The sequence below is a fragment of the Rhodanobacter sp. UC4452_H20 genome, from assembly GCF_052978205.1.
The window spans coordinates 2,727,969-2,746,767 of the sequence record NZ_CM129662.1; the positions used below are offsets into that span (position 1 = coordinate 2,727,969).

General features: G+C 68.0%; 15 protein-coding genes. 7 read left to right on the forward strand and 8 right to left on the reverse strand.

Features of this window, described 5'->3' with window-relative positions; genetic code table 11:
• The first annotated feature begins 29 nt into the window (after positions 1-29).
• Positions 30-338, forward strand: a complete 309-nt coding sequence (locus ACVCMC_RS12835; protein WP_395120943.1) for a PepSY domain-containing protein — start codon at positions 30-32, stop codon at positions 336-338.
• A 209-nt stretch (positions 339-547) separates the two neighbouring features.
• Positions 548-1,738 carry a glycosyltransferase family 9 protein gene (locus ACVCMC_RS12840; RefSeq protein WP_395120942.1) on the forward strand — a complete coding sequence of 397 codons (1,191 nt, stop codon included), beginning with the start codon at positions 548-550 and terminating at the stop codon, positions 1,736-1,738.
• Between the two features lie 45 nt (positions 1,739-1,783).
• Here the strand turns inward: ACVCMC_RS12840 and ACVCMC_RS12845 are convergent, their stop codons facing one another.
• From ACVCMC_RS12845 to ACVCMC_RS12865, 5 genes are all read right to left on the reverse strand, one after another.
• Positions 1,784-2,821, reverse strand: a complete 1,038-nt coding sequence (locus ACVCMC_RS12845; RefSeq protein ID WP_447097557.1) for a YncE family protein — start codon at positions 2,819-2,821, stop codon at positions 1,784-1,786.
• A 31-nt stretch (positions 2,822-2,852) separates the two neighbouring features.
• Complete coding sequence (locus ACVCMC_RS12850) at positions 2,853-5,924, reverse strand: efflux RND transporter permease subunit (protein WP_447097558.1); 3,072 nt, start codon at positions 5,922-5,924, stop codon at positions 2,853-2,855.
• Entirely contained in the window at positions 5,921-6,988 is a 1,068-nt protein-coding gene (locus ACVCMC_RS12855) for an efflux RND transporter periplasmic adaptor subunit (protein ID WP_447097559.1), read from the reverse strand. Before ACVCMC_RS12855 ends, ACVCMC_RS12850 begins: the two co-directional genes overlap by 4 nt.
• Positions 6,985-8,337 carry a TolC family protein gene (locus tag ACVCMC_RS12860; RefSeq protein WP_447097560.1) on the reverse strand — a complete coding sequence of 451 codons (1,353 nt, stop codon included), beginning with the start codon at positions 8,335-8,337 and terminating at the stop codon, positions 6,985-6,987. The genes ACVCMC_RS12855 and ACVCMC_RS12860 overlap by 4 nt, the downstream gene beginning before the upstream one ends.
• Positions 8,338-8,438: 101 nt before the next feature.
• Entirely contained in the window at positions 8,439-9,062 is a 624-nt protein-coding gene (locus ACVCMC_RS12865) for a phosphatase PAP2 family protein (RefSeq protein ID WP_447097561.1), read from the reverse strand.
• 181 nt (positions 9,063-9,243) lie between these two features.
• Here ACVCMC_RS12865 and ACVCMC_RS12870 point away from each other — a divergent pair, with 181 nt between their 5' ends.
• Positions 9,244-9,945, forward strand: a complete 702-nt coding sequence (locus ACVCMC_RS12870) for an MtnX-like HAD-IB family phosphatase (RefSeq protein ID WP_447097562.1) — start codon at positions 9,244-9,246, stop codon at positions 9,943-9,945.
• Between the two features lie 46 nt (positions 9,946-9,991).
• Positions 9,992-11,395 carry an aspartate aminotransferase family protein gene (locus ACVCMC_RS12875; RefSeq protein WP_447097563.1) on the forward strand — a complete coding sequence of 468 codons (1,404 nt, stop codon included), beginning with the start codon at positions 9,992-9,994 and terminating at the stop codon, positions 11,393-11,395.
• Positions 11,396-11,961: 566 nt separating this feature from the next.
• Here the strand turns inward: ACVCMC_RS12875 and ACVCMC_RS12880 are convergent.
• Positions 11,962-14,625 carry an AAA family ATPase gene (locus ACVCMC_RS12880; protein WP_447097564.1) on the reverse strand — a complete coding sequence of 888 codons (2,664 nt, stop codon included), beginning with the start codon at positions 14,623-14,625 and terminating at the stop codon, positions 11,962-11,964.
• Between the two features lie 289 nt (positions 14,626-14,914).
• On the opposite strand from ACVCMC_RS12880, the gene ACVCMC_RS12885 reads away from it, so the two are divergent.
• Positions 14,915-15,229 carry a hypothetical protein gene (locus ACVCMC_RS12885; protein WP_447097565.1) on the forward strand — a complete coding sequence of 105 codons (315 nt, stop codon included), beginning with the start codon at positions 14,915-14,917 and terminating at the stop codon, positions 15,227-15,229.
• 35 nt (positions 15,230-15,264) lie between these two features.
• Here ACVCMC_RS12885 and ACVCMC_RS12890 read toward each other — a convergent pair whose 3' ends face one another.
• Both ACVCMC_RS12890 and ACVCMC_RS12895 read right to left on the reverse strand, forming a co-directional pair.
• Complete coding sequence (locus ACVCMC_RS12890; protein ID WP_447097566.1) at positions 15,265-16,497, reverse strand: beta-ketoacyl-[acyl-carrier-protein] synthase family protein; 1,233 nt, start codon at positions 16,495-16,497, stop codon at positions 15,265-15,267.
• On the reverse strand, positions 16,497-16,769 hold the full coding sequence (locus ACVCMC_RS12895; protein ID WP_136257697.1) for an acyl carrier protein: 273 nt from the start codon (positions 16,767-16,769) through the stop codon (positions 16,497-16,499). Before ACVCMC_RS12895 ends, ACVCMC_RS12890 begins: the two co-directional genes overlap by 1 nt.
• Before the next feature lie 91 nt (positions 16,770-16,860).
• Between ACVCMC_RS12895 and ACVCMC_RS12900 the strand changes: the two genes are divergently transcribed.
• Complete coding sequence (locus ACVCMC_RS12900) at positions 16,861-17,925, forward strand: GNAT family N-acetyltransferase (RefSeq protein ID WP_447097567.1); 1,065 nt, start codon at positions 16,861-16,863, stop codon at positions 17,923-17,925.
• Complete coding sequence (locus tag ACVCMC_RS12905) at positions 17,918-18,799, forward strand: hypothetical protein (RefSeq protein WP_447097568.1); 882 nt, start codon at positions 17,918-17,920, stop codon at positions 18,797-18,799. The genes ACVCMC_RS12900 and ACVCMC_RS12905 overlap by 8 nt, the downstream gene beginning before the upstream one ends.

The following is an 18,799-nucleotide window of genomic DNA, read 5'->3' on the forward strand; positions in this document are numbered from 1 at the left end:
GTCATTCCCCCATGACTGAAGGAATGAACATGCGCAACGTACTGGTTGTTTCCCTCGCGCTGGCCCTGCTGGCGGCCAGCGCCACCCTGCCGGCGCAAGCCACCCCGCCGGCGAATCTCAAGACGCAGGCGAAGATCGACATGAGTCATGCCCGCGACATCGCCCTGAAGGCGTATCCCGGCAAGATCGTCAAGGAGGAGCTGGAGCAGGAGCCCGGCGGCAGCGGCCTGCGCTACTCGTTCGACATCAGCTCCGCCAAGGCGACGCACGAGGTCGGCGTCGACGCAAAGACCGGCAAGGTGCTGGAGAACTCGCTGGAAGGCGCGGACAACGATTGAGGCATCCCTGACGACGCGCTGGAGCGGTCAACCGGAACCAGTCCGTGCGGCAGGCTGCGATGAGCGGCCGGGGTGCCTGCGGATTCATTCCGGACAACGGTGCGCGAAAGCGGGAATGACGGGCATCGGGGCACGGTTCGTGCGTTGCCTTAACCAGATCCTCACCGGTCGATAAGCGAGCTGAAAGCGACGTGCCTCATGCTGGCGTCATGACCATCACCGCTATCGTCCGCCAGTTCGTCGCCGCGCCGCCAACGGCCACCGGTTCGCTCAAGCGATCGCTCCCGAAAGACGCCTGGCGACGGGTTGCGGTGAGCTGGATGCTGCGCCGGATGTTCCACAAGGTGGGTGGTCAGTTATGCGCTCCGGGTGGCTTGCCGACCACCGGCATTCATCGGGTGCTGGTCTGCCGCCCGAATCACCGGCTGGGCAACAGTGTGCTGATCAGCCCGCTTATCGCGGAGATCGAGACGCTTTATCCGGGCGCGGAGATCGACATCCTCGGCAGCCACGCCACGGCCTGTCTGTACGCGAACCGGTTCAGTGTCCACGACGTTTTCGCGTTGCCGCAGAAGATCGCCCGGCACATCTGGTACTCCGCCGGGGTATTGCGCGCGCTGCGACGATGCCGCTACGACCTCGCCATCGACGCCTGCAACGGCTCGCAGTCGGGGCGGATCGCGCTGGCCATGGCGCAGGCCAGACACAAGCTGGGATTTCCGGATGCGCTGGTGAATCCCGCCTCCGCATGGCATGCGCTGACGTGGCCTGCCCACCTGGCCGACCGCGGCGTGTTCCTGCTGCGCCAGGCGTATGCCGGCACGATCGCCGCCGACTATCCCCGACTCAATCTCGACCTGACCACCGGCGAGAAGCAGGCGGCGGCCAAGACACTGGCGCGGGTCCGTGGCGAGGCAGGCGGGCACCGCGACATGACGGTGGCGATCTTCCCCAACGCCACCGGTGCCAAGTGCTACAGCGAGGACTGGTGGCGGCAGTTCGTGGACACGTTCCAGTCGCTGTGCCCGCAGGTGCAGCTGGTGGACATGCTGGCGGCGCATGGGCGCTCGCAGCTCGGCTCGCAACTGGCGCCGTACTACTCGCGCAACCTGCGCCGGATGGCCGCGATGATCTCCTGCATGGACGGCTTCATCAGCGCCGACTGCGGCGTCATGCACCTGGCCGCCGCCAGCGGCACGCCCACGCTGGGCCTGTTCTCGGTGACCGATCCGGCCAAGTACGGGCCGCATGGCGGCGCCAATGCCGCGCTGGATACCCGCGGCATGAATGCCGCGGCCGTGGCGGTCACCGCCGCGCGCTGGTGTGCGCGGTTGTCGTCGTCGCGCGCGATCAGCGAACCGGCCTCACCCTCCCTCGATCAGGCGCAACGTCACGCGTGAAGCCCGCACCGGGGGCGGGCCGGCATGGGCTGGTCGCCGCAACCGTCAAGGCTGCCCCACGGTCAGGACGGCGAAGCTGCCCGGCACGATCGTGTGCCGGCCATTCGGCTGCCGCGCGCTGCCGAAACGCGCGGCGGAGAGATAGAGCCGGTGCAGCTTCGGGTCCAGCGTCAGCGTGCGCGCGCTGACCTGGGTGGCGATGGTGGCGCTGACGCGATAGTGGTCCGCGTCGTCCTGGTGGATGGCGGTGACCGTGCCGCTTTCGCCGTTGGAGCTGTAGATCGTCGACGCGGCGGCGTCGAACACCACCGCATCCGGGCCGTCGCCGATCGGCACGCGGGCGACCTGGTGACCGTCGCGCGCATCGGTGACGACCATCAGCCGGTTGTCGCAGACCGAGAACAGCCGATGGTGCACGAGGTCGATGGCCAGCCCGCTGGGCGATTCGCACCCGGCCAGCGGCCATACGCGCAGCACCGTGTCGGCGGCGGTGTCGATCTCGACCAGCTCGGCCTTGTCCTCGATGTTGTCGTAGATGTGGCCGGCACCATCGGACACCGCGAACTCCGGCTTGCCGGGCAGCGCGATCGTGGCGATCACCGCGCCCTTGGCCGGGTCGATCACGCTGGCCGAATGACTCCTGCCATTGAAGGTCAGCACGTGATGCGAGGGGACGTCGTAGACGATGGCGTCGGGGTTCTCGCCGGTGCCGCCGATGGTCGCCAGCGGCTTGAACGTGCGCAGGTCGAACTCGGTGACCGAGGCGCTCCTGCCGTTGCTGGTGAAACCGCGCTGCAGGTCGTCGGCGATCGCGATGCCATGCACGCCGGGGGTATCGGCAACCGTGCCGATCTGCCGGTTCGCGTCGACATCGATCACCAGCACACGATCGCCGCGGCTGACGAACAGGTGCCGCGGCGCCGCGTCGAAACTGAGGTAATCCCAGCCGCCCGCGCCACCCAGCGGCAGAGTCGACAACAACCGCGGTACCGGGGCAGGCGATGCGGCACGGCCCGCCACCGGCGCGAGCAGCAAGGCCAGCGCGGCCGGCACGAGGGAGCGAAGCAGTCTTTGCGTTTGCATGGCAGTCACCTTGGCGTGGGGACGGAGAACATCAGCCTGCGGGCGCAGGTCCGTTTGCAGCGGGCGGCGTGTCGTGGCGACGCAGCAGCGCGTACAGCACCGGCATCACCAGCAGCACCAGCGGCAGCTGCAGCAGCATGCCGGCGATGATCGCCACCGCCAGCGGCTGCTGCATCTGCGAACCCTGGCCGAGCGCCAGCGCCAGCGGCAACAGGGTCAGGATCGCGGCAAGGGTCGACATCAGGATCGGCCGGCTGCGGTGCGTGCCGGCTTCGTGCAGGGCCTCGTGCAGGGCGACGCTGCGCTGCGCGTCCTCGAGTTCCGAGAAGTAGAAGATCGCCACCTCGGTGACGATGCCCACGATCATCGTCATGCCCATCATCGAGGAGATGTTCAGCTCGATGCCGGTCAGCCACAGCCCGGCAAACACCCCGGGCAGCGCCAGCAGCGGCATCGCCATGATCGCCAGCGCCGCGCGGAAACTCTCGTACAGGAACAGCAGCAGGGTGAACACCAGCGCGATCGCCGCCAGCATCACGATGGCCAGCCCGCGAAAAGCCTGCTGCTGCTGCTGGTAGACACCACCAAGCTGGTAGTACATGCCTTTCGGCAGAAGGCCCGGTCGGGCCAGCGCGTGCTTGACGTCGCCGATCACCGCGCCGAGGCTGCGCCCGCTGATGCGTCCGGTCACCGCCACCATGCGCTTGAGGTTGTCGCGGGTGACTTCCGGCTGGCCCTGCACCTGCTTGAGCGTCGCCACCTGCGCCAGTGGAAACAGATGGCCGTCCGCGGCGCGGATCGGCAGCGCCGCCACCTGGTCGAGCCGCTGGTGCGCGTCATCGGGCAGGCGCACGCGCACACCGACCACCTTGCCGTCCACCGGCAGCTGCGCGGCGACCGTGCCGTCGATGGCCGCCGCCACCTGGTCGGTGACCGCGACCGGGTCCAGCCCCTGCAGCGCGGCCCTGGCCGGATCGACCTGCACCGTCAGTGCATCGCCGGCGGGGTTGATGCCGTCGAGCACGCCGACCACACCGGGGATCTTGCCGATCGCCGCGGCGACTTTCGCGGCGGTGGCGTCCAGTTGCTTCTCGTCGTCGCCGTACAGCTGCACCTCGATCGGCTGCGGCACCGCCACCAGGTCGCCGATCAGGTCCTCCATCAATTGCGCCAGGTCGATGTCCAGCCCCGGCACCCGCGCCTCGACCGCCGTGCGCACCTGCGCCATCACCTCTTCGGTTGAAGGTCGCGAACCGTTCTTCAGGCGCACGAAGAAGTCGCCCTGGTTCGCCTCGGTGAGACCGCCGCCCAGTTGCAGGCCGGTGCGCCGCGAATAGGTGTCGACCCAGGGGTTGGCGCGGATGATCGTCTCGACCTGGTTGAGCAGGCGGTTGGTTTCCTCCAGCGAGGTGCCGGGTTTGGACAGGTAGTCGAGGATGAAACCGCCCTCGTCCATTTTCGGCATGAAGCCGGTACCGACCCGGGTGTACGCGAAGCCGCCGAGCGCAATCAGCGGCACGAGCAGCAGCAACACCAGCGCGGGGCGTCGCAGCCAGCGCGCCAGCAGCTTGTGATAGCCGTCCATCATCCGCGTGGTGAAGCGCGAGCGCGGACGCTCGGCGAGATGGCGCTGGTCGAGCAGGCGTTCGGCCAGCAGCGGCACCGCCACCCAGGTCAGCAGCCAGGAAATGATCAGCGCGCTGGCCATGGTCAGCGACAGCGCCTTGAAGAACGCGCCGGTGACGCCGGTAAGGAAGGCCAGCGGCAGGAAGATCACCACGGTGGCGGCGCTGGAACCGGTCAGCGGGCGGGTGAACTCCCGTGCCGCGCCGGCAATGCGATCGTGCAGATGCCCTTCGCCCTGGTGCAGCCGGCGGGTAATGTGCTCGAGCATCACGATGACGTCGTCGATGATCAGCCCGACCGCCGCGGCCATGCCGCCCAGGGTCATCATGTTGAAGCTCATGCCGAGCACGCGCAGCAGCAGCACGGTGATCGCCAGCACGGCGGGCACCACGATCAGCGCGATCAGGATCATCCGCGTATTGCGCAGGAACACGAACAGCACAAGCCCGGCCAGCACGATGCCGATCAGGATCGCGTCGCGCACGCTGCTGGCCGCGCCGGTGACCAGTTGGGTCTGGTCGTACCAGTTGGCCACCGTCACCCCCGCCGGCATCTGCGGCGCGAACCCGGCGAGGCGCTGCCTCACGTCGCTGGCGATCTGCACGCTGTTGCCGGCCGGCTGCTGGTAGACCTGCAGCAGTACCGCGTCCTGGCCGTCGGCATTGACCCGGATCCACTGCGGCACGTGGCTCAGGCTGACCCGCGCCACGTCGCCCAGCCGCACCACGCCACCCGGGCCGGCGCGCAACACGATGTTGCGCAGCGTGGCGAGCGTCTTCGGCTGGTTGTCGGCCAGCAGCAGGTAGAGCTTGTAGTGGTCGGCGACGCGGCCCATCGCCTGGATCGTGGCGGCGTGGCTCACCGCGGCCGACACCTCGGCCAGGCTCAGATCCAGCGCGCGCAGCTTGCCCGGATCGACGTCGGCGTGGAACTCGGCCACCTCGCCGCCCTGCACGTCGACGTGGGCGACGCCGTTGATGCCGCTCAGCAGCGGGCGCAACTGGTACTGCGCCAGATCATGCAGCGCACTGGGCGACAGCGTGTGCGAACGCAGGCTGTAGGCCAGCACCGGGAAGGTGGTCGGGTCCATCCGGCGCGAAGCGATCTGCGTGCCTGCCGGCAGCTGCGGCAACACCTGGCTCACCGCACCGTTGACCTCCTGCAGCGCGCCGGCCATGTCCGCGCCCCAGTCGAAGCTGATCGCGATATCCGCACTGCCGCGGCTGGTGGTGGAGCGCACGTCGCGCACGCCGCGCACCCGGCGCACCGCCTCCTCCACCGGCGTGGTCACCTCGATCGCCATCTGGTCGGCCGGGCGGTCGCCCGCATCCAGGGTCAGCTGCACCCGCGGGAACGACACGTTCGGGAACAGCGCCACCGGCATCAGGAACGCGCTGGCGACGCCGCCGAGTGCCAGCATCAGCGCCAGGAACAGCAGCGAACGACGATGCTGCTGCATCCATGCGGTGAGGCTCACTTGACCGACTCCCGCACCGCGTCGCCGTCGTCGAGTTCGTACACGCCGAGCACGATCACCTTCGCCTTCGGATCGAGCGGCCCGGCCACGCCCACCGGATCGCCCTGCGCGCTGCGCACTGTCACGTCGACCCGTTTGGCATGGCCATGCTCGACCTGGAACAGATAGTCGCCGCGCGCGTCATGCAGCACGGCGGCGCGCGGCACCGACCACGCGGTGAAATCGGTGGTGCGGATCTGCGCTTGCAGCGGCGCGCCCGCCACCAGGCTGGCGCCGGCGGCGGCCGGCAGCTCGACCTGGGCATCGAGCAGATGGCTCTGCGGGTTGATCGACTGGCCGACCATGCGCAGCGTGCCGGCGAACGTCTGCGTGCCGTACACCGCACGCAGCTGCACCGCCATGCCGGGCTGCAGGCGCGGGCCATCGTCCGGCTGCACGCCCAGCAGCGCGAGCAGCGCATGCGTCGGGGTGAAATCGAGCAGGGGCGCATTGGCGGCGATCCGCTCGCCCAGGCCGACCCGCAGCGCGGTGACCACGCCGGCGGCCGGCGCCTCGACGGTTTCGCTGGCCGCGCCGCCGCCGAGCGCGCGCTGTGCGTCCAGCGTCGCCTGCGCATCGGCCAGCGCCTTGCGCGCCGCGGCCAGCTGCGATTGCGTGGCCAGCCGCTGCGCCGCCAGTCGTTCGGTGCGCTTGAGTTCGCCGGCGGCGAGCGTCAGCGCGCTCTGCGCCTGCTGCCAGGCGCTGCGCGCGACCGGGTCCGGGGTGATCGTCAGCAAGGGCGCGCCGCGCTCCACCGCCTGTCCCGCCGATGCATGCAATGCCGTGATCTGGCCGCCTTGCGCCAGGCTGATCGTGCGTGCGCGCTGCGGATCGCCGGCGGCGCTGCCCCAGGCTTCGATGGTGTCGTGAAACGTCGTCTGCACAGGCATGGCGGTGGTGACCGCGACGACACCGCCGGCGGGCGCGGCGGCCTCGTCGTCATCCGGGGCCGCGTTGCCGCAAGCCGACAACAGGCCGGCCAGCAGGAGGACGCCCAGCACAGGCAGGATGACGAAGCGATTCATGGCGTGGCAGCCTGGGTGGCATCGGGATGGGCGGCAACGAGGTCGGTGTTGCCGAGCAGGGCATCCAGCGCGATCGACTGCCGGGCGCGTTCCTGGCGCACGGCCAGCAGGTCGAGGTCGGCTGCGAGCGCGCTGGCGCGAATCGCGAGGTAAGTCGGCCAGTCCAGCGTGCCGGCCTGCCAGGCGCGTTCGGCCGACGCGCCGGCCAGGTCGAGCTGCCTCGCATGCGCGTCCAGCCCGGTGAGTTGCCGGTCGAGCGTGGCCAGGTCGCGGGTGATGCGCTGCATGTCGCTGCGTGTGGCCAGCACGCGCGCCGCATAGTCGTCATGCAGTTGCTGGCGCGTCGCCCGCTCGATCGCGATGTTGCCGCGGTTGCGATCGAACAACGGCAGGGTGATGCCGATGCTCAGCCCGTTGGTGTACACCGCGCTGGTGTCGCGTGCCGTGTTGAAGCCGATGTTCAGCGCGGGGAACTGGGCCAGGATCGCACTGCGCAGCCTGGCCTGCTGCGACTGGTAGCCGGCCTGCAGGGCCAGCAGGTCCGGTCGCCGCCGCGGCAGGTCGTCGAGCGCCGCTTGCACCTGCGACGGCGTGGGCTGATCGAGCCAGGGCGCGCCGACCAGGTCGAGCTTCACCGCGGGTGCCAGGCCGAGCAGCTGATGCAGGTCGCCTTGTGCCTGGTGCAGCGCGATCGCCGTCTCGGCCAGCCGCTTGCGCACGTCGGCCTGCGTATTGAGCCCGGCGCTGGCACTGTCGTAGGTGAGGTTGCCCGCGTCCAGCGCGGCGCGGATGTAGGTATCCACCGTCGCCACGGCCTCCTGCTCGCGCTCGAGTCGCGCCTGCTGCGCGCGCAGGTTCAGCACCTGGTCGAACAGCAGCCGCGCCTGCGCCACCGTCTGCCACTCGGCCCACAGCAGGTCGAGGTTGACCTGGTTGACCTGGTCGCGCGCGGCGGCGCGGCGCGAGGAGCGCGTCAGCAAGGCACCGATGTCTTCGCTGAGGCCGAGGCTGTAGGCGGTGACGAAGCCGGCGCCGGAATGGCGCGGAACATCCGCCGACACCGCCAACTGCGGATCGGGCAGCAGCCCGGCGGCGAACGCCTGCGCCCGCGCGACGCCCAGCTCGTCGCGCTTGAGTCGCAGCTGCGGACTGTTGGCCACCGCCAGCATCGCCACCTCGGTGACATCCAGGCCATCGGCCGGATCGAACCGGTGTGTCGACCACGCGGGCAGCGGCATCTCCGCGGTCGGCGCGCTGAGCCGGGCCACGCCGGACGCACCGGCGCCGCCGTCCAGCGGCAGGTCGGTGTAGGTAGCGCAGCCCCCCACGCCGAGCAGCGTGGCGAGCATCAGACCGATCCATCCGCCGTGGTTGCGCCCGATCATGGACGCCACGATAGCGCGCCACGAGTGCGCAGTCGGAGCCCCGGTGACGGATTGCGTCCCTCGCATCACTTGAAATGATGGATGAAGCCGACCTGGAAGCCGCCGGGCAGCCAGCCGATGATCAGCGGCGAATCCCGATGCGCGGCCCACAGGCCCACGCCGGTGCCGATCGCCGCGCCCACCAGGACATCGCTCTGCCAGTGGCCGTGCGTCTTCACCCGCGCCACGGCGTCGTAGACCGGCAGCAGGGCCAGTGCGTAGACCGCGGGATGGTCGTGGCCGTAGTTCACCATGAACGGCGTGACGGCCGCCGAGATCGCCGCCACCTCGCCGCTGGGAAAACTCTGCGCGTGCGTGCCGGCAAACCAGCGGTTCGGGTCGCTGGTCTGCGAAGGGCGTTCACGCTGGAAGGTGAGCTTCAACCCCTCGCTGGCCACCGCGGTCACCGCGAGCGCGTCCACCGAGCGCCAGAAGGTGTCGCCCAGCTTGTCGTGGTCGCCGAAGGCCAGCGCACCGCCGACCACCGTGGCGACCGTGCCGTAGACCAGCGCGTTCTGGTCCGTGCGGTTCCAGATGCCGCGGTTGTCGTAGTGGAGGCGATGGTCGATGCCCAGCAGGCCACTCGCGGCCATCGCACCGGTCGAGGCGAGCAAGGCAAGGCACAGCAGCAGGAACGATGGCGCACGCATGGTCCTCTCCCCGACCAGGCAAGTCGGCTGGTCCGTGCCTTGCCACGCTACGCGGGCCAGCTTTCCTTTTGCTTACGGATGCGCCGATTTGCGCGGGCGCCGGCCGCGCCAGGCGACGGAAAGGCGATGGAAAGGCAGGCTGCCTAAGCTGCCGCCCCATCGTTGCCGACGTGAGTTCGTGATGCCCGTTTCCGGCTGGACCATCCTGTGCGATTTCGACGGCACCATTTCCGTCGAGGACGTGATCGACTCGCTGCTCGATCGCTTCGGCCGCCCCGGCTGGGAAGTGCTGGAGCAGGACTGGCGCGCCGGCCGGATCGGTTCGCGCGAATGCATGGCCGGCCAGGTCGCGCTGCTGCAGATGAGCCGCGCCGAACTGGACACGCACCTGGCCGGGATGTGGATCGACCACGCGTTCCCCGGCTTCGTGGCGAAGGCGCACGAACTGGGCGCGCCGATCCGCGTGGTCAGCGACGGCCTCGATGTCGCGATCCGGCAGATTCTCGCCCGCTACGGCCTGGACGACCTGCCGCTGGCGGCGAACCACCTGGCGCCGGCCACGCCGCCGCAACAGTGGCAGCTCACCTCGCCGTTCCAGGCCGACGGCTGCCGCAGCGGCACCTGCAAGTGCGCCTGCGTGGCGCAGGCCCGCGCGGGCGGCGCGAAGACGCTGCTGATCGGCGATGGCGCCTCGGATTTCTGCGCCGCCGACCGCGTCGACTTCGTGTTCGCCAAGCACCGCCTGATCGAGCACTGCCGCGCCGCCGGCATCCCCTACGTGCCGATCACCGGCTTCGAGGATGCGCTCGACCTGCTGCCGCAGCTGCTGGACGGCAGCCTGTCCGGCCAGCCCGCCACCCCTGCGCCGGCGACCACGGCCTGACCGGCCGGCCCGCGCGATCCACTCCTTTACCGACCCCGGACTTCCGATGAATGTTTTCGACAAGAACGCTGCCGTCGTGATCGACGACGCCCAGCTGCTCGCCGACGAGGCGAAATACAGCTCCTTCGGCGACACCGTGCACTACGTCGACCCGCCGAAGATCTTCCGCAGCTGCGAAGGCAGCTACATGTTCGACAGCGCCGGCGTGCCGTTCCTCGACCTGCAGATGTGGTACTCGGCGGTCAACTTCGGCTACGGCAACAAGCGCCTCAACAACGTGCTGAAGCAGCAGATCGACCTGCTGCCGCAGGTGGCCAGCCAGTACCTGCACCAGAGCCGCATCGAGCTGGCCAAGGCGGTGGCGCTGGACGCGAAGAAGAAGTTCGGCCTGGACGGGCGCGTGCATTTCAACGTCGGCGGCGCGCAGGCGATCGAGGACTCGCTGAAGATCGTGCGCAACGCGCGCAACGGCAAGAGCCTGATGTTCGCCTTCGAGGGCGGCTACCACGGTCGCACCCTGGGCGCCTCGTCGATCACCTCCAGCTACCGCTACCGCCGCCGCTTCGGCCACTTCGGCGAGCGCGCGATGTTCCTGCCGTTCCCGTACCCGTTCCGCCGCCCCAAGGGCATGACGGCCGAAGAATATTCCGACAGCTGCGTGCACCAGTTCGCGCGCCTGTTCGAGACCGAATACAACGGCGTGTGGGACCCCAAGACCAACCAGTGCGAATACGCCGCGTTCTACGTCGAGCCGATCCAGGGCACCGGCGGCTACGTCGTCCCGCCGATGGGTTTCTTCAAGGGCCTGAAGAAGGTGCTCGACCAGTACGGCATCCTGCTGGTGTCCGACGAAATCCAGATGGGCTTCTGGCGCACCGGCAAGCTGTGGTCGATCGAGCACTTCGGCGTGACGCCCGACATCGTGGTGTTCGGCAAGGCGCTCACCAATGGCTTGAACCCGCTGTCCGGCCTGTGGGCGCGCGAGGAACTGATCAACCCCACCATCTTCCCGCCCGGCTCCACCCACTCCACCTTCAACTCCAACCCGCTCGGCACCTCGCTCGGCCTCGAAGTCATCAAGATGGGCTACGAGCTGGACTACGAGACCAGCGTGCCGAAGAAAGGCGCGCACTTCCTCGCCGGCCTGCGCGAGCTGCAGAAAAAGCACAAGGAAATCGGCGACGTCGACGGCCTCGGCCTGGCGCTGCGCGCCGAGATCTGCACCGACGACGGCTTCACCCCGAACAAGGCGCTGCTCGACAGAATGGTCGACATCGGCCTCGCCGGCGACCTCACCCACAACGGCAAGAAGATCGGCCTCGTGCTCGACGTGGGCGGCTGGTACAAGAACGTGATCACCTTCGCGCCGTCGCTCGACATCACGCACGAGGAGATCGATCTGGCGATCGCGCTGCTGGATCAGTTGCTGACGAAGGCCAAGAAGGGCTGATTTGCGCGGCGTGGATCAAAGGCTCGGCAGGTGGCTGCCGGGCCTTTTTCATGCCCGCGACTTCTCCCTCTCGCCGTCATGCCGGCGAAGGCAAGCATCGCACCCTCACATCCGTCATGCCTACGAAGGCAGGCATCGCACTTCGCCCGTCAACGAATACCTTTGTAGGAGCCTGCCCGCGGGCGATGCTCTTGCTTATGTGTGCTATTCGAGAGAGAGAGAGAAAGCCAGAGCTTCAAAAGCAAGAGCTTTCGTGCGCCTACGGCGCCCGAGTTACTTCTCTTTTGCGTGCCCAAAAGAGAAGTAACCAAGAGAAAACGGCACCCCGCGGCGGCGCTTTCCGTCCATCCCTGGCCGGAAAGTCCGTGAGCCGTGGCCGGGCTTTTCGAGCGGGCTCCTGCCCGCGCGAAAAGGCGTTGCCATCCCTGGCAACGCCCGCTACGCGGCCTGATCGTCCCCGCCTCACCGCCGCCGAGGGGACCCGAAAAAGCAGGCGCGCATCCTGCGCGCCAGAAGCCAAAGCACCGCAAGCTTGAGGGTATTCGTCCCTGACACCTTTTCTACAATCACCGATTTGGTCGGAGCTCCAGCGCGTCAACGTTGCTGAGGACGGCGAGGACGGTCTCGACATGGACCATGTCGAAATCGTCCCGGTTTGGCTCTTCGTGTGCGCCCTTGTTGAGGAGCGTCCAAACCAAGTTGTCCTCCGGGATGCCCAGGATCGTGTTCAGGTTCTCGAGCAGCGGCGCCTTACTATCGTGGGCGAAGGTCCGCGCGTCCATCAGCTTCCTGCGCAGCGCCGTGCACAGGCCATATAGCTGTGGCTCTTTGCCGGGCCCTTCGATTTGCACCGAAATGTTGCCCACCCGATGCGATTCGAGCCACTTCCAAGCTTTGTGGGTGAGCATCTCCAGTGATTTGCGCGCGAATGAGAGCGCGTCGCGAGCGTTGAAGCGTTCGTCGATGGCTTCCCTTGCGCGCGCCAGATAATTTTGAGTCCCCGGAGGGTTTACGCGTGGCTGATAGTCGCCGCGGTGGTGCAGCAGCACGTACTGGTGGCAGTCGTCTCGGAGATCCCGCGGCAAGTGGTTCTCGATATCCTTGACGAACTCGGGGCTGTGACAGGTGAGGATGATCTGCGTCTGCCGAAAGCGCTCCGACTCGAAAATCGCCGCGCGGATGCCGCTGCGATGGTCGTGGTCGATCGCATTGATTGCGTCATCGAAGATGATGAGCGGAGCGCCCACAGCCTCAGCCTTCGCCAATAGGATCGCGAGGCCCAGACAGCGGATGTGCCCCTCGCTCAAAGCGGCTAGCGCGTTCACTCGCTGCTGGGGGTTACCGCGAAAGGCGATGTCAATGATGCCGTCGCCGGTGAGCGGCAGGCGGAGGTCAGCTAGCTTGTCCTCGCCGCGGTCCCAGTGGTTGAACTCGTTGTATAGCGCCATGGTCGAAGCGTTCAGGTCCGCCATAAGCATGCCGGGAAGCTGCTCGCGAAAGCGTCCAAGCAGACCGTAAAAGCTGTCATAGGCCTCTTTGATAGGCCGGTCGCGCGCGTTGGCCTGCTCTTCCTCACTCGCGCGCCTGATCAGGTCGGCGTTCGCTTCTTCCCATTGCGTGATGCGGCCTCGGGCCTGCGCGGCGTTCTCCATGACCTGGCTGCGGCGACCGTCGTGTTCCGCTATCCAGACGCGGGCTTCGTTCAATCGCGTCTGCTCTGCCATGTCTTCGTCGCGCCGTTGCAATGCCTCGCGTGTGCGCTCGTCGCGCGCAGCGGCTTGATCGGCCACGACCAAAATCTGCTCGAGCGATGGCGTCGCGCCGGTCTCGTCGGTCTCCGGCGAGTACACAGCTATCCACCAATCGAGAGCGTCGGGGCTGCGAGGTAGGGCGTGCAGGTAGGCCCCGACCAGTGTGTCCGCCCTGCCTTCGCTCACCAGGAACTCTTCGAGATTGCGAAGGCCGGTTTGCAGGGCGCGGCTTGCCTCGCCTGCTGCGCGCCGCAGACTATCGTGGTCAGCTTCGAGTCTCGCGAGCTCTTCCAGTTCGCGCAAGCCCGCGTCGGCCCGCTCGAACGGGTTGCTCGCCACTTCGGCGATTGGCGTCAGGCACGCCGGGCAGCGATCCTCGCGCTCTGCGCGCAGAGCCTGCACTGCGGCGAAGAGCCGTCGGAAAGAGACTTGGCTGCGTTGCTCGTCGAGACTGCGTTGCGAGGTTGCCAAGTTCTCCACGCCAACATCCGCTTTGGCGAATAAGTCGGCAACAATCCGGCGCGAGCAATTCGTGACTGCTGGTATCAGCGAGCGTAGCTTCGTGTCGAGCTCCTGCAGGCGACTGGGCGTCTCCTCGCTTCCGAACACCAACAGCATGAGATTGTTATAGGTGAGGTTCTCGGCGACGCCTGTGGCGTAGTCGGCCGCGGCTTCATCAAGGGCGCGGAGCTGCTCCACCTCGCCGTCGCGCGTCAGTTCGTCGGCCCGAAGGGCTTGCCTGCGACCGGCTAGCTGTGCCTGCGTCTCGGTGGTGAGCGTGAGCGCGGCGTCCATCGACTCATTGAAGTGCGAGGCGAAGTTGTTGAACTGCTCCATTCCGAACAGAGTCGCGATCAGGTCGGTCTTGCGCCCAGGAGACGTCGCGGCTATCCGCGAGAAGTTATCGATCCGGTTCTTTTCGACGAAGAAGAAGCGGAACGCGTCCTCGTCGGCGGCGACCCGGACCTCACCGCCTTCAGCATCGGTAGCTGTGAGGTTGGGGTTGGCGAAGCGACCGGCGTGGATGTTGGCAAGGTATTCACGCTGCTCGATCCGCTTCGAGCCTGCCTCTTCTACGGCTCCGCACAGCGCGTATTCGAGCGCCTCGCACAAACTGCTCTTTCCGCTGCCGTTCGGCCCGTAGCAGAGGGTGACTCGTTTGCTCAGATCGAAGGCCTGGGGCTCGCGAAAGCCGCGAAACGGCCCTAGGGTTAGGGAGCGCAGCCGAAGCCATGGCCATTGCCCTTGGGCGGTCGCGTCGGGGAGATCTGGAAGATCCGCGCTCGTGGTCGCGAGGTGTTGGCGGGCCAAGCGCGCCAGGAGTTGAGAACGGTTGTTGCGCTGCCTGGCCATCGCGGCCACAGCATCGAAGTTCGCCAGCGTCAGGTTGGCCATCCTGCGCGAACTCTCAGGGGCAAGGCGCCCGGGGTCGTTCAACCAGCGCACAAAGCGTTCAAAATCCTGTCTTGCGGTGCCCATCCTGCCCCCCTGCACGCGGCCACGTTGCTGTGATGCGGCTTGGAGCATAGCGCGCTACGCAACATCGGCAGCTTTCCCAATGTTCGCTCCGGGTCGTAAGCGGTCAATCAGCAACGGACTCTGCAACTCTTGCCTCATGAAGGAACATAACAATCCGCGCGCGGCGCTGTGGCTTTGCTCCGGCTCTTTCTGAAAGTGCGGGCCAGGATGGCCCGCTGCTCTACCGGGGCCCCTGTGCGGCGGTGAGTCGGGGTCGACAGGCCGCGCAGCGGGCATCGGCAGGATGCCGATGCCTTTTCGCCAGCACATGGATGTGCTGTCGAAAAGCCCGGCCCCGGCTCACGGACTTGCCGCCCATGGATGGGCGGCAAGCGCCAAGCGGGGTGGCCTTTCTCTTTGGTTACTTTCTCTTTGGCCACGCAAAGAGAAAGTAACTCGGCTGCCGAAGGCAGACGAAAGCTCTTGCTCTGAGATGCTGGCAAGCGAGAAAAAGCATCGCGCGCAAGCGCGCTCCTACAAGGGCACGCGTCGTCTTGCGCGAGGGCTGAAGTGCGATTCCTGCCTGACCAGCCTTCGGCTGTTGAAAAGCGTCTCGCAGGAATGACGAGCAGGGAGGCGGGCTTGCTTGAGGCGCCCCGCTCAGGGCGCCCGCTTCAACGCCAACACCGCGTTCAACCCCCCGAACGCAAACGAATTGCTGAGCACCGCCCGCACCGGCATCTCGCGCGCCACGTTCGGCACATAGTCGAGATCGCAGGCCGGATCGGCCTGGTCCAGGTTGGCGGTGGGCGGCACCACGCTGTCGCGCAGCGCGCCGATGGCGGCGACCAGTTCCAGCGCGCCGGAGGCGCCCAGCGCGTGGCCGTGCATCGACTTGGTGGAGGACACCGCGAGGCGGTCCGCGTGCGCGCCGAAGGCGAGGCGGATGGCGCGGGTTTCGGTGACGTCGTTGGCCGAGGTGCCGGTGCCGTGGGCGTTGATGTAGTCCACGTCGGCGGGGTTGAGTTCGGCTTCGTCCAGCGCCTGGCGCATCGCGCTTGCGGCGCCTTCGGCGCTGGGCATCACGATGTCGCTGGCGTCGGCGGTCATGCCGCTGCCGGCGAGTTCGGCGAGGATGGTGGCGCCACGGGCCTGCGCATGTTCCATGGATTCCAGCACGAAGATGGCGGCGCCTTCGCCGAGCACCAGGCCGTGCCGGTTCGCGCTGAACGGGCGGCAGGTGTCGTCGGCCAGCACGCGCATCGCCTCCCACGCGCGCAGCGCGCCATAGGTGAGGCAGGCCTCGGTGCCGCCGGTCACGGCGGCGTCGGCCATGCCGCAGCGGATCATCTGCGCGGCCTGGATGATGGCGTGGTTGGCCGAGGCGCAGGCGCTGGCCACGGCGAAGGTGGGGCCGCGCAAACCGTAGGCGATGCTGATCTGGCTGGCCGAGGCGTTGGTCATCAGCCGCACGATGGTGAGCGGATGCGCGCGCTGCGCGTTCTCGCCGTACAGGCGCCGGCTCTGCTCGTCCTGGGTGGTCTCGCCGCCGACGCCGGTGCCGACGACCACCGCGGTGCGCAGGCCGAGCCCGTGATTCGCGAACTCCAGCCCGGATTGCGCCACCGCCTCGCGCGCCGCGTGCAGCGCGAATTCCGAGGTGCGGTCGAGCGTGGGCAGGATGCGTTCGTCGAGATTGGCCGCCGGGTCGAAGCTGGCCGGTACCTGCGCGGCGACCTTCACGCGCAGCCGTTCGGCGTCGGGGTGGCGCAGCGGGCCGATCGCGCTGCGCCCTTCGCGCAAGCCTTGCCACAGCGCCGCGGCGCCGACGCCGAGCGGGCTGATCGCGCCCATGCCGGTGATCGCCACGCGGCGCAGCGGCAGGCCTTGCATCAGGCGGCTCCTTCACCGGCGCCGGCCCTGTCGGCCAGCGCCTTGTCCACCGCGTCGACCAGGCTCTGTGCGGTGTCGCGGTCGAAGTTGGCGCCCTGCTGGTCGGGGAAGTTGATGTTGAAGTGCTCCTCGATGTCGAAGATCAACTCGATCGCCTCCAGCGAGGCGATGCCCAGGTCCTTCAGGGTGGAGTCGGGTTTCACGTTGGCGACGTCGGTCTTGGCCTGTTTGGCGATGATCTCGAACACTTGCTGCTGGGTGGTGGCATTCATGGCATGTCCCGGGTGGCAGGCGGCAATGGAAGGCTGGCGCAAGGTGGCTGACGCAAGCTGACGGCCCCAGTCTAGGCACGCTCGCTTACTCATGCCTTTCATTGCGCAACTGGAGCCGGACGCGCTGCTGGCGGCGTTCACGGCCGAACCGCCGGCCGGTTTCGCGGTGGACCGCTCGCCGCAGGGCATGCCGGCCTTCGTGGCGCCGTTCGACCTGCTGACCACCGCCGACGACGCGCTGCGCCGCCGCGTGGCCGCGCTGCCGCTGTACCGCCACTGGCGGGCGCTGCTGCGCTGGCGCACGCGCTTCGCCGGCAGCACCGTGACGGAGTACGCGCCGTTGCCGCCGGGGGTTGCGCCCGCGGCGCTGGCGCAGGGACTGAAGGCCGCCTTCGGGCGCCAGTGCCGGCTGCTGATCGTGAAGGACATCGCGCACGACTCGCCCTTGCTCGGCGACGCCGACAACGCGTATGCGCACGCCTTCGCCGGCGCCTGCGCGGCCGCGGGTTTCGTGCTGCTGGAGGGCCAGGCGCTGGCCTGGGTGCCGATCGACTTCGACTCGGAGGACGAGTACCTGGCGCGCCTGTCGCACGGCCGGCGGAAGAACATCCGGCGCAAGTTGCGTGCGCGGGCCGCCCTGGAGGTCGAGGCGGTGCCGACCGGCGACGCGCGCTTTCGCGACGAGGCGACGCTGGCGGCGTTCCACGCGCTGTTCGACAACGTCTACGCGCAAAGCACGATCCACTTCGACCGGCCCACCGCGGCCTTCTTCCGCACCCTGCTGCAGGATGCCGCCAGCGGCGGCGTGGTGTTCGTCTACCGTCACGGGGGCGCGATGATCGGCTGGAACCTCTGCTACGAACACGCCGGCAAGCTGATCGACAAGTACGTCGGTTTTGCCTATCCGCAGGCGCGCGAGCACAACCTGTACTTCGTCAGCTGGATGCACAACCTGGAGCACGCGCGCCGGCGCGGGCTGACGCATTACGTGGCCGGCTGGACCGATCCGGAAGTGAAAGCCTTTCTCGGCGCGCGGATGAGCTTCACCCGCCACGCGGTGTACGCGCGCAACCCGCTGCTGCGCGCCTTGCTGCGTCGCCTCGGCGGTCATTTCGAAAGCGACCGCCAGTGGCAGGAGGCGAGTGCCGATGAGTGAGCTTTCGAACCAGCCGATCGTGCTGGACATCGACCACTCCGTCGGCCCCCTGCGCGACCGGCTGGTGCTGCCGCTGGAACGCTGGCAGGAGTCGATCCGCTTCGGCTGTTCGCTGGCGACGATGCGGCGCTTCGCGCGCGTGCTCGACGAGCTGCTGCCGACGAGCCACGGCACCGTGTTCACCGGCAGCGGCGACTTCCACCACCTGAGCTGGCCGCTGATCGCGCGCCTGCGCGGCAACGCGCCGTTCCAAGTGGTGGTGCTGGACAACCACCCGGACAACATGCGCTTCCCGTTCGGCGTCCATTGCGGTTCGTGGGTGCGCCGCGTGGCGCTGCTGCCGCAGGTGAGCCACGTGCACGTGCTCGGCATCACCTCCGCCGACATCGGCGCCGGGCATGCGTGGGAGAACTACCTGACGCCATTGCGGCGCGGCAAGCTGAGCTACTGGAGCATCGGCGTGGATACCGGCTGGTCGCGGCGACTCGGCCTGGCGCCGGCGTTCCATGGCTTCGACACGGCGGAGGCCATGCTCGATGCCTTCGTCGAAAGCCAGCGTACCCAGACGCTGCCGAGTTACCTGTCGATCGACAAGGACGTGTTCGCGCCCGAGGTGGCGCGCACGAACTGGGACCAGGGCCGGCTGCAACTCGACCACGCGCTGGCGCTGGTCGGCAGCCTGCGTCGCGGCCTGGTCGGCAGCGACATCAACGGCGAGATCTCGCACTACCACTATCGCAGTTGGTGGAAGCGCAAGCTCTCCGCGATGGACGCGCAGCCGGCAGTCGACATCGCCCGCCTTGCCGACTGGCAGGCGCAGCAGCACGCGCTGAACCTGGAGCTGCTGGCCGCGATCGCGGCGCGCACTGGTTGA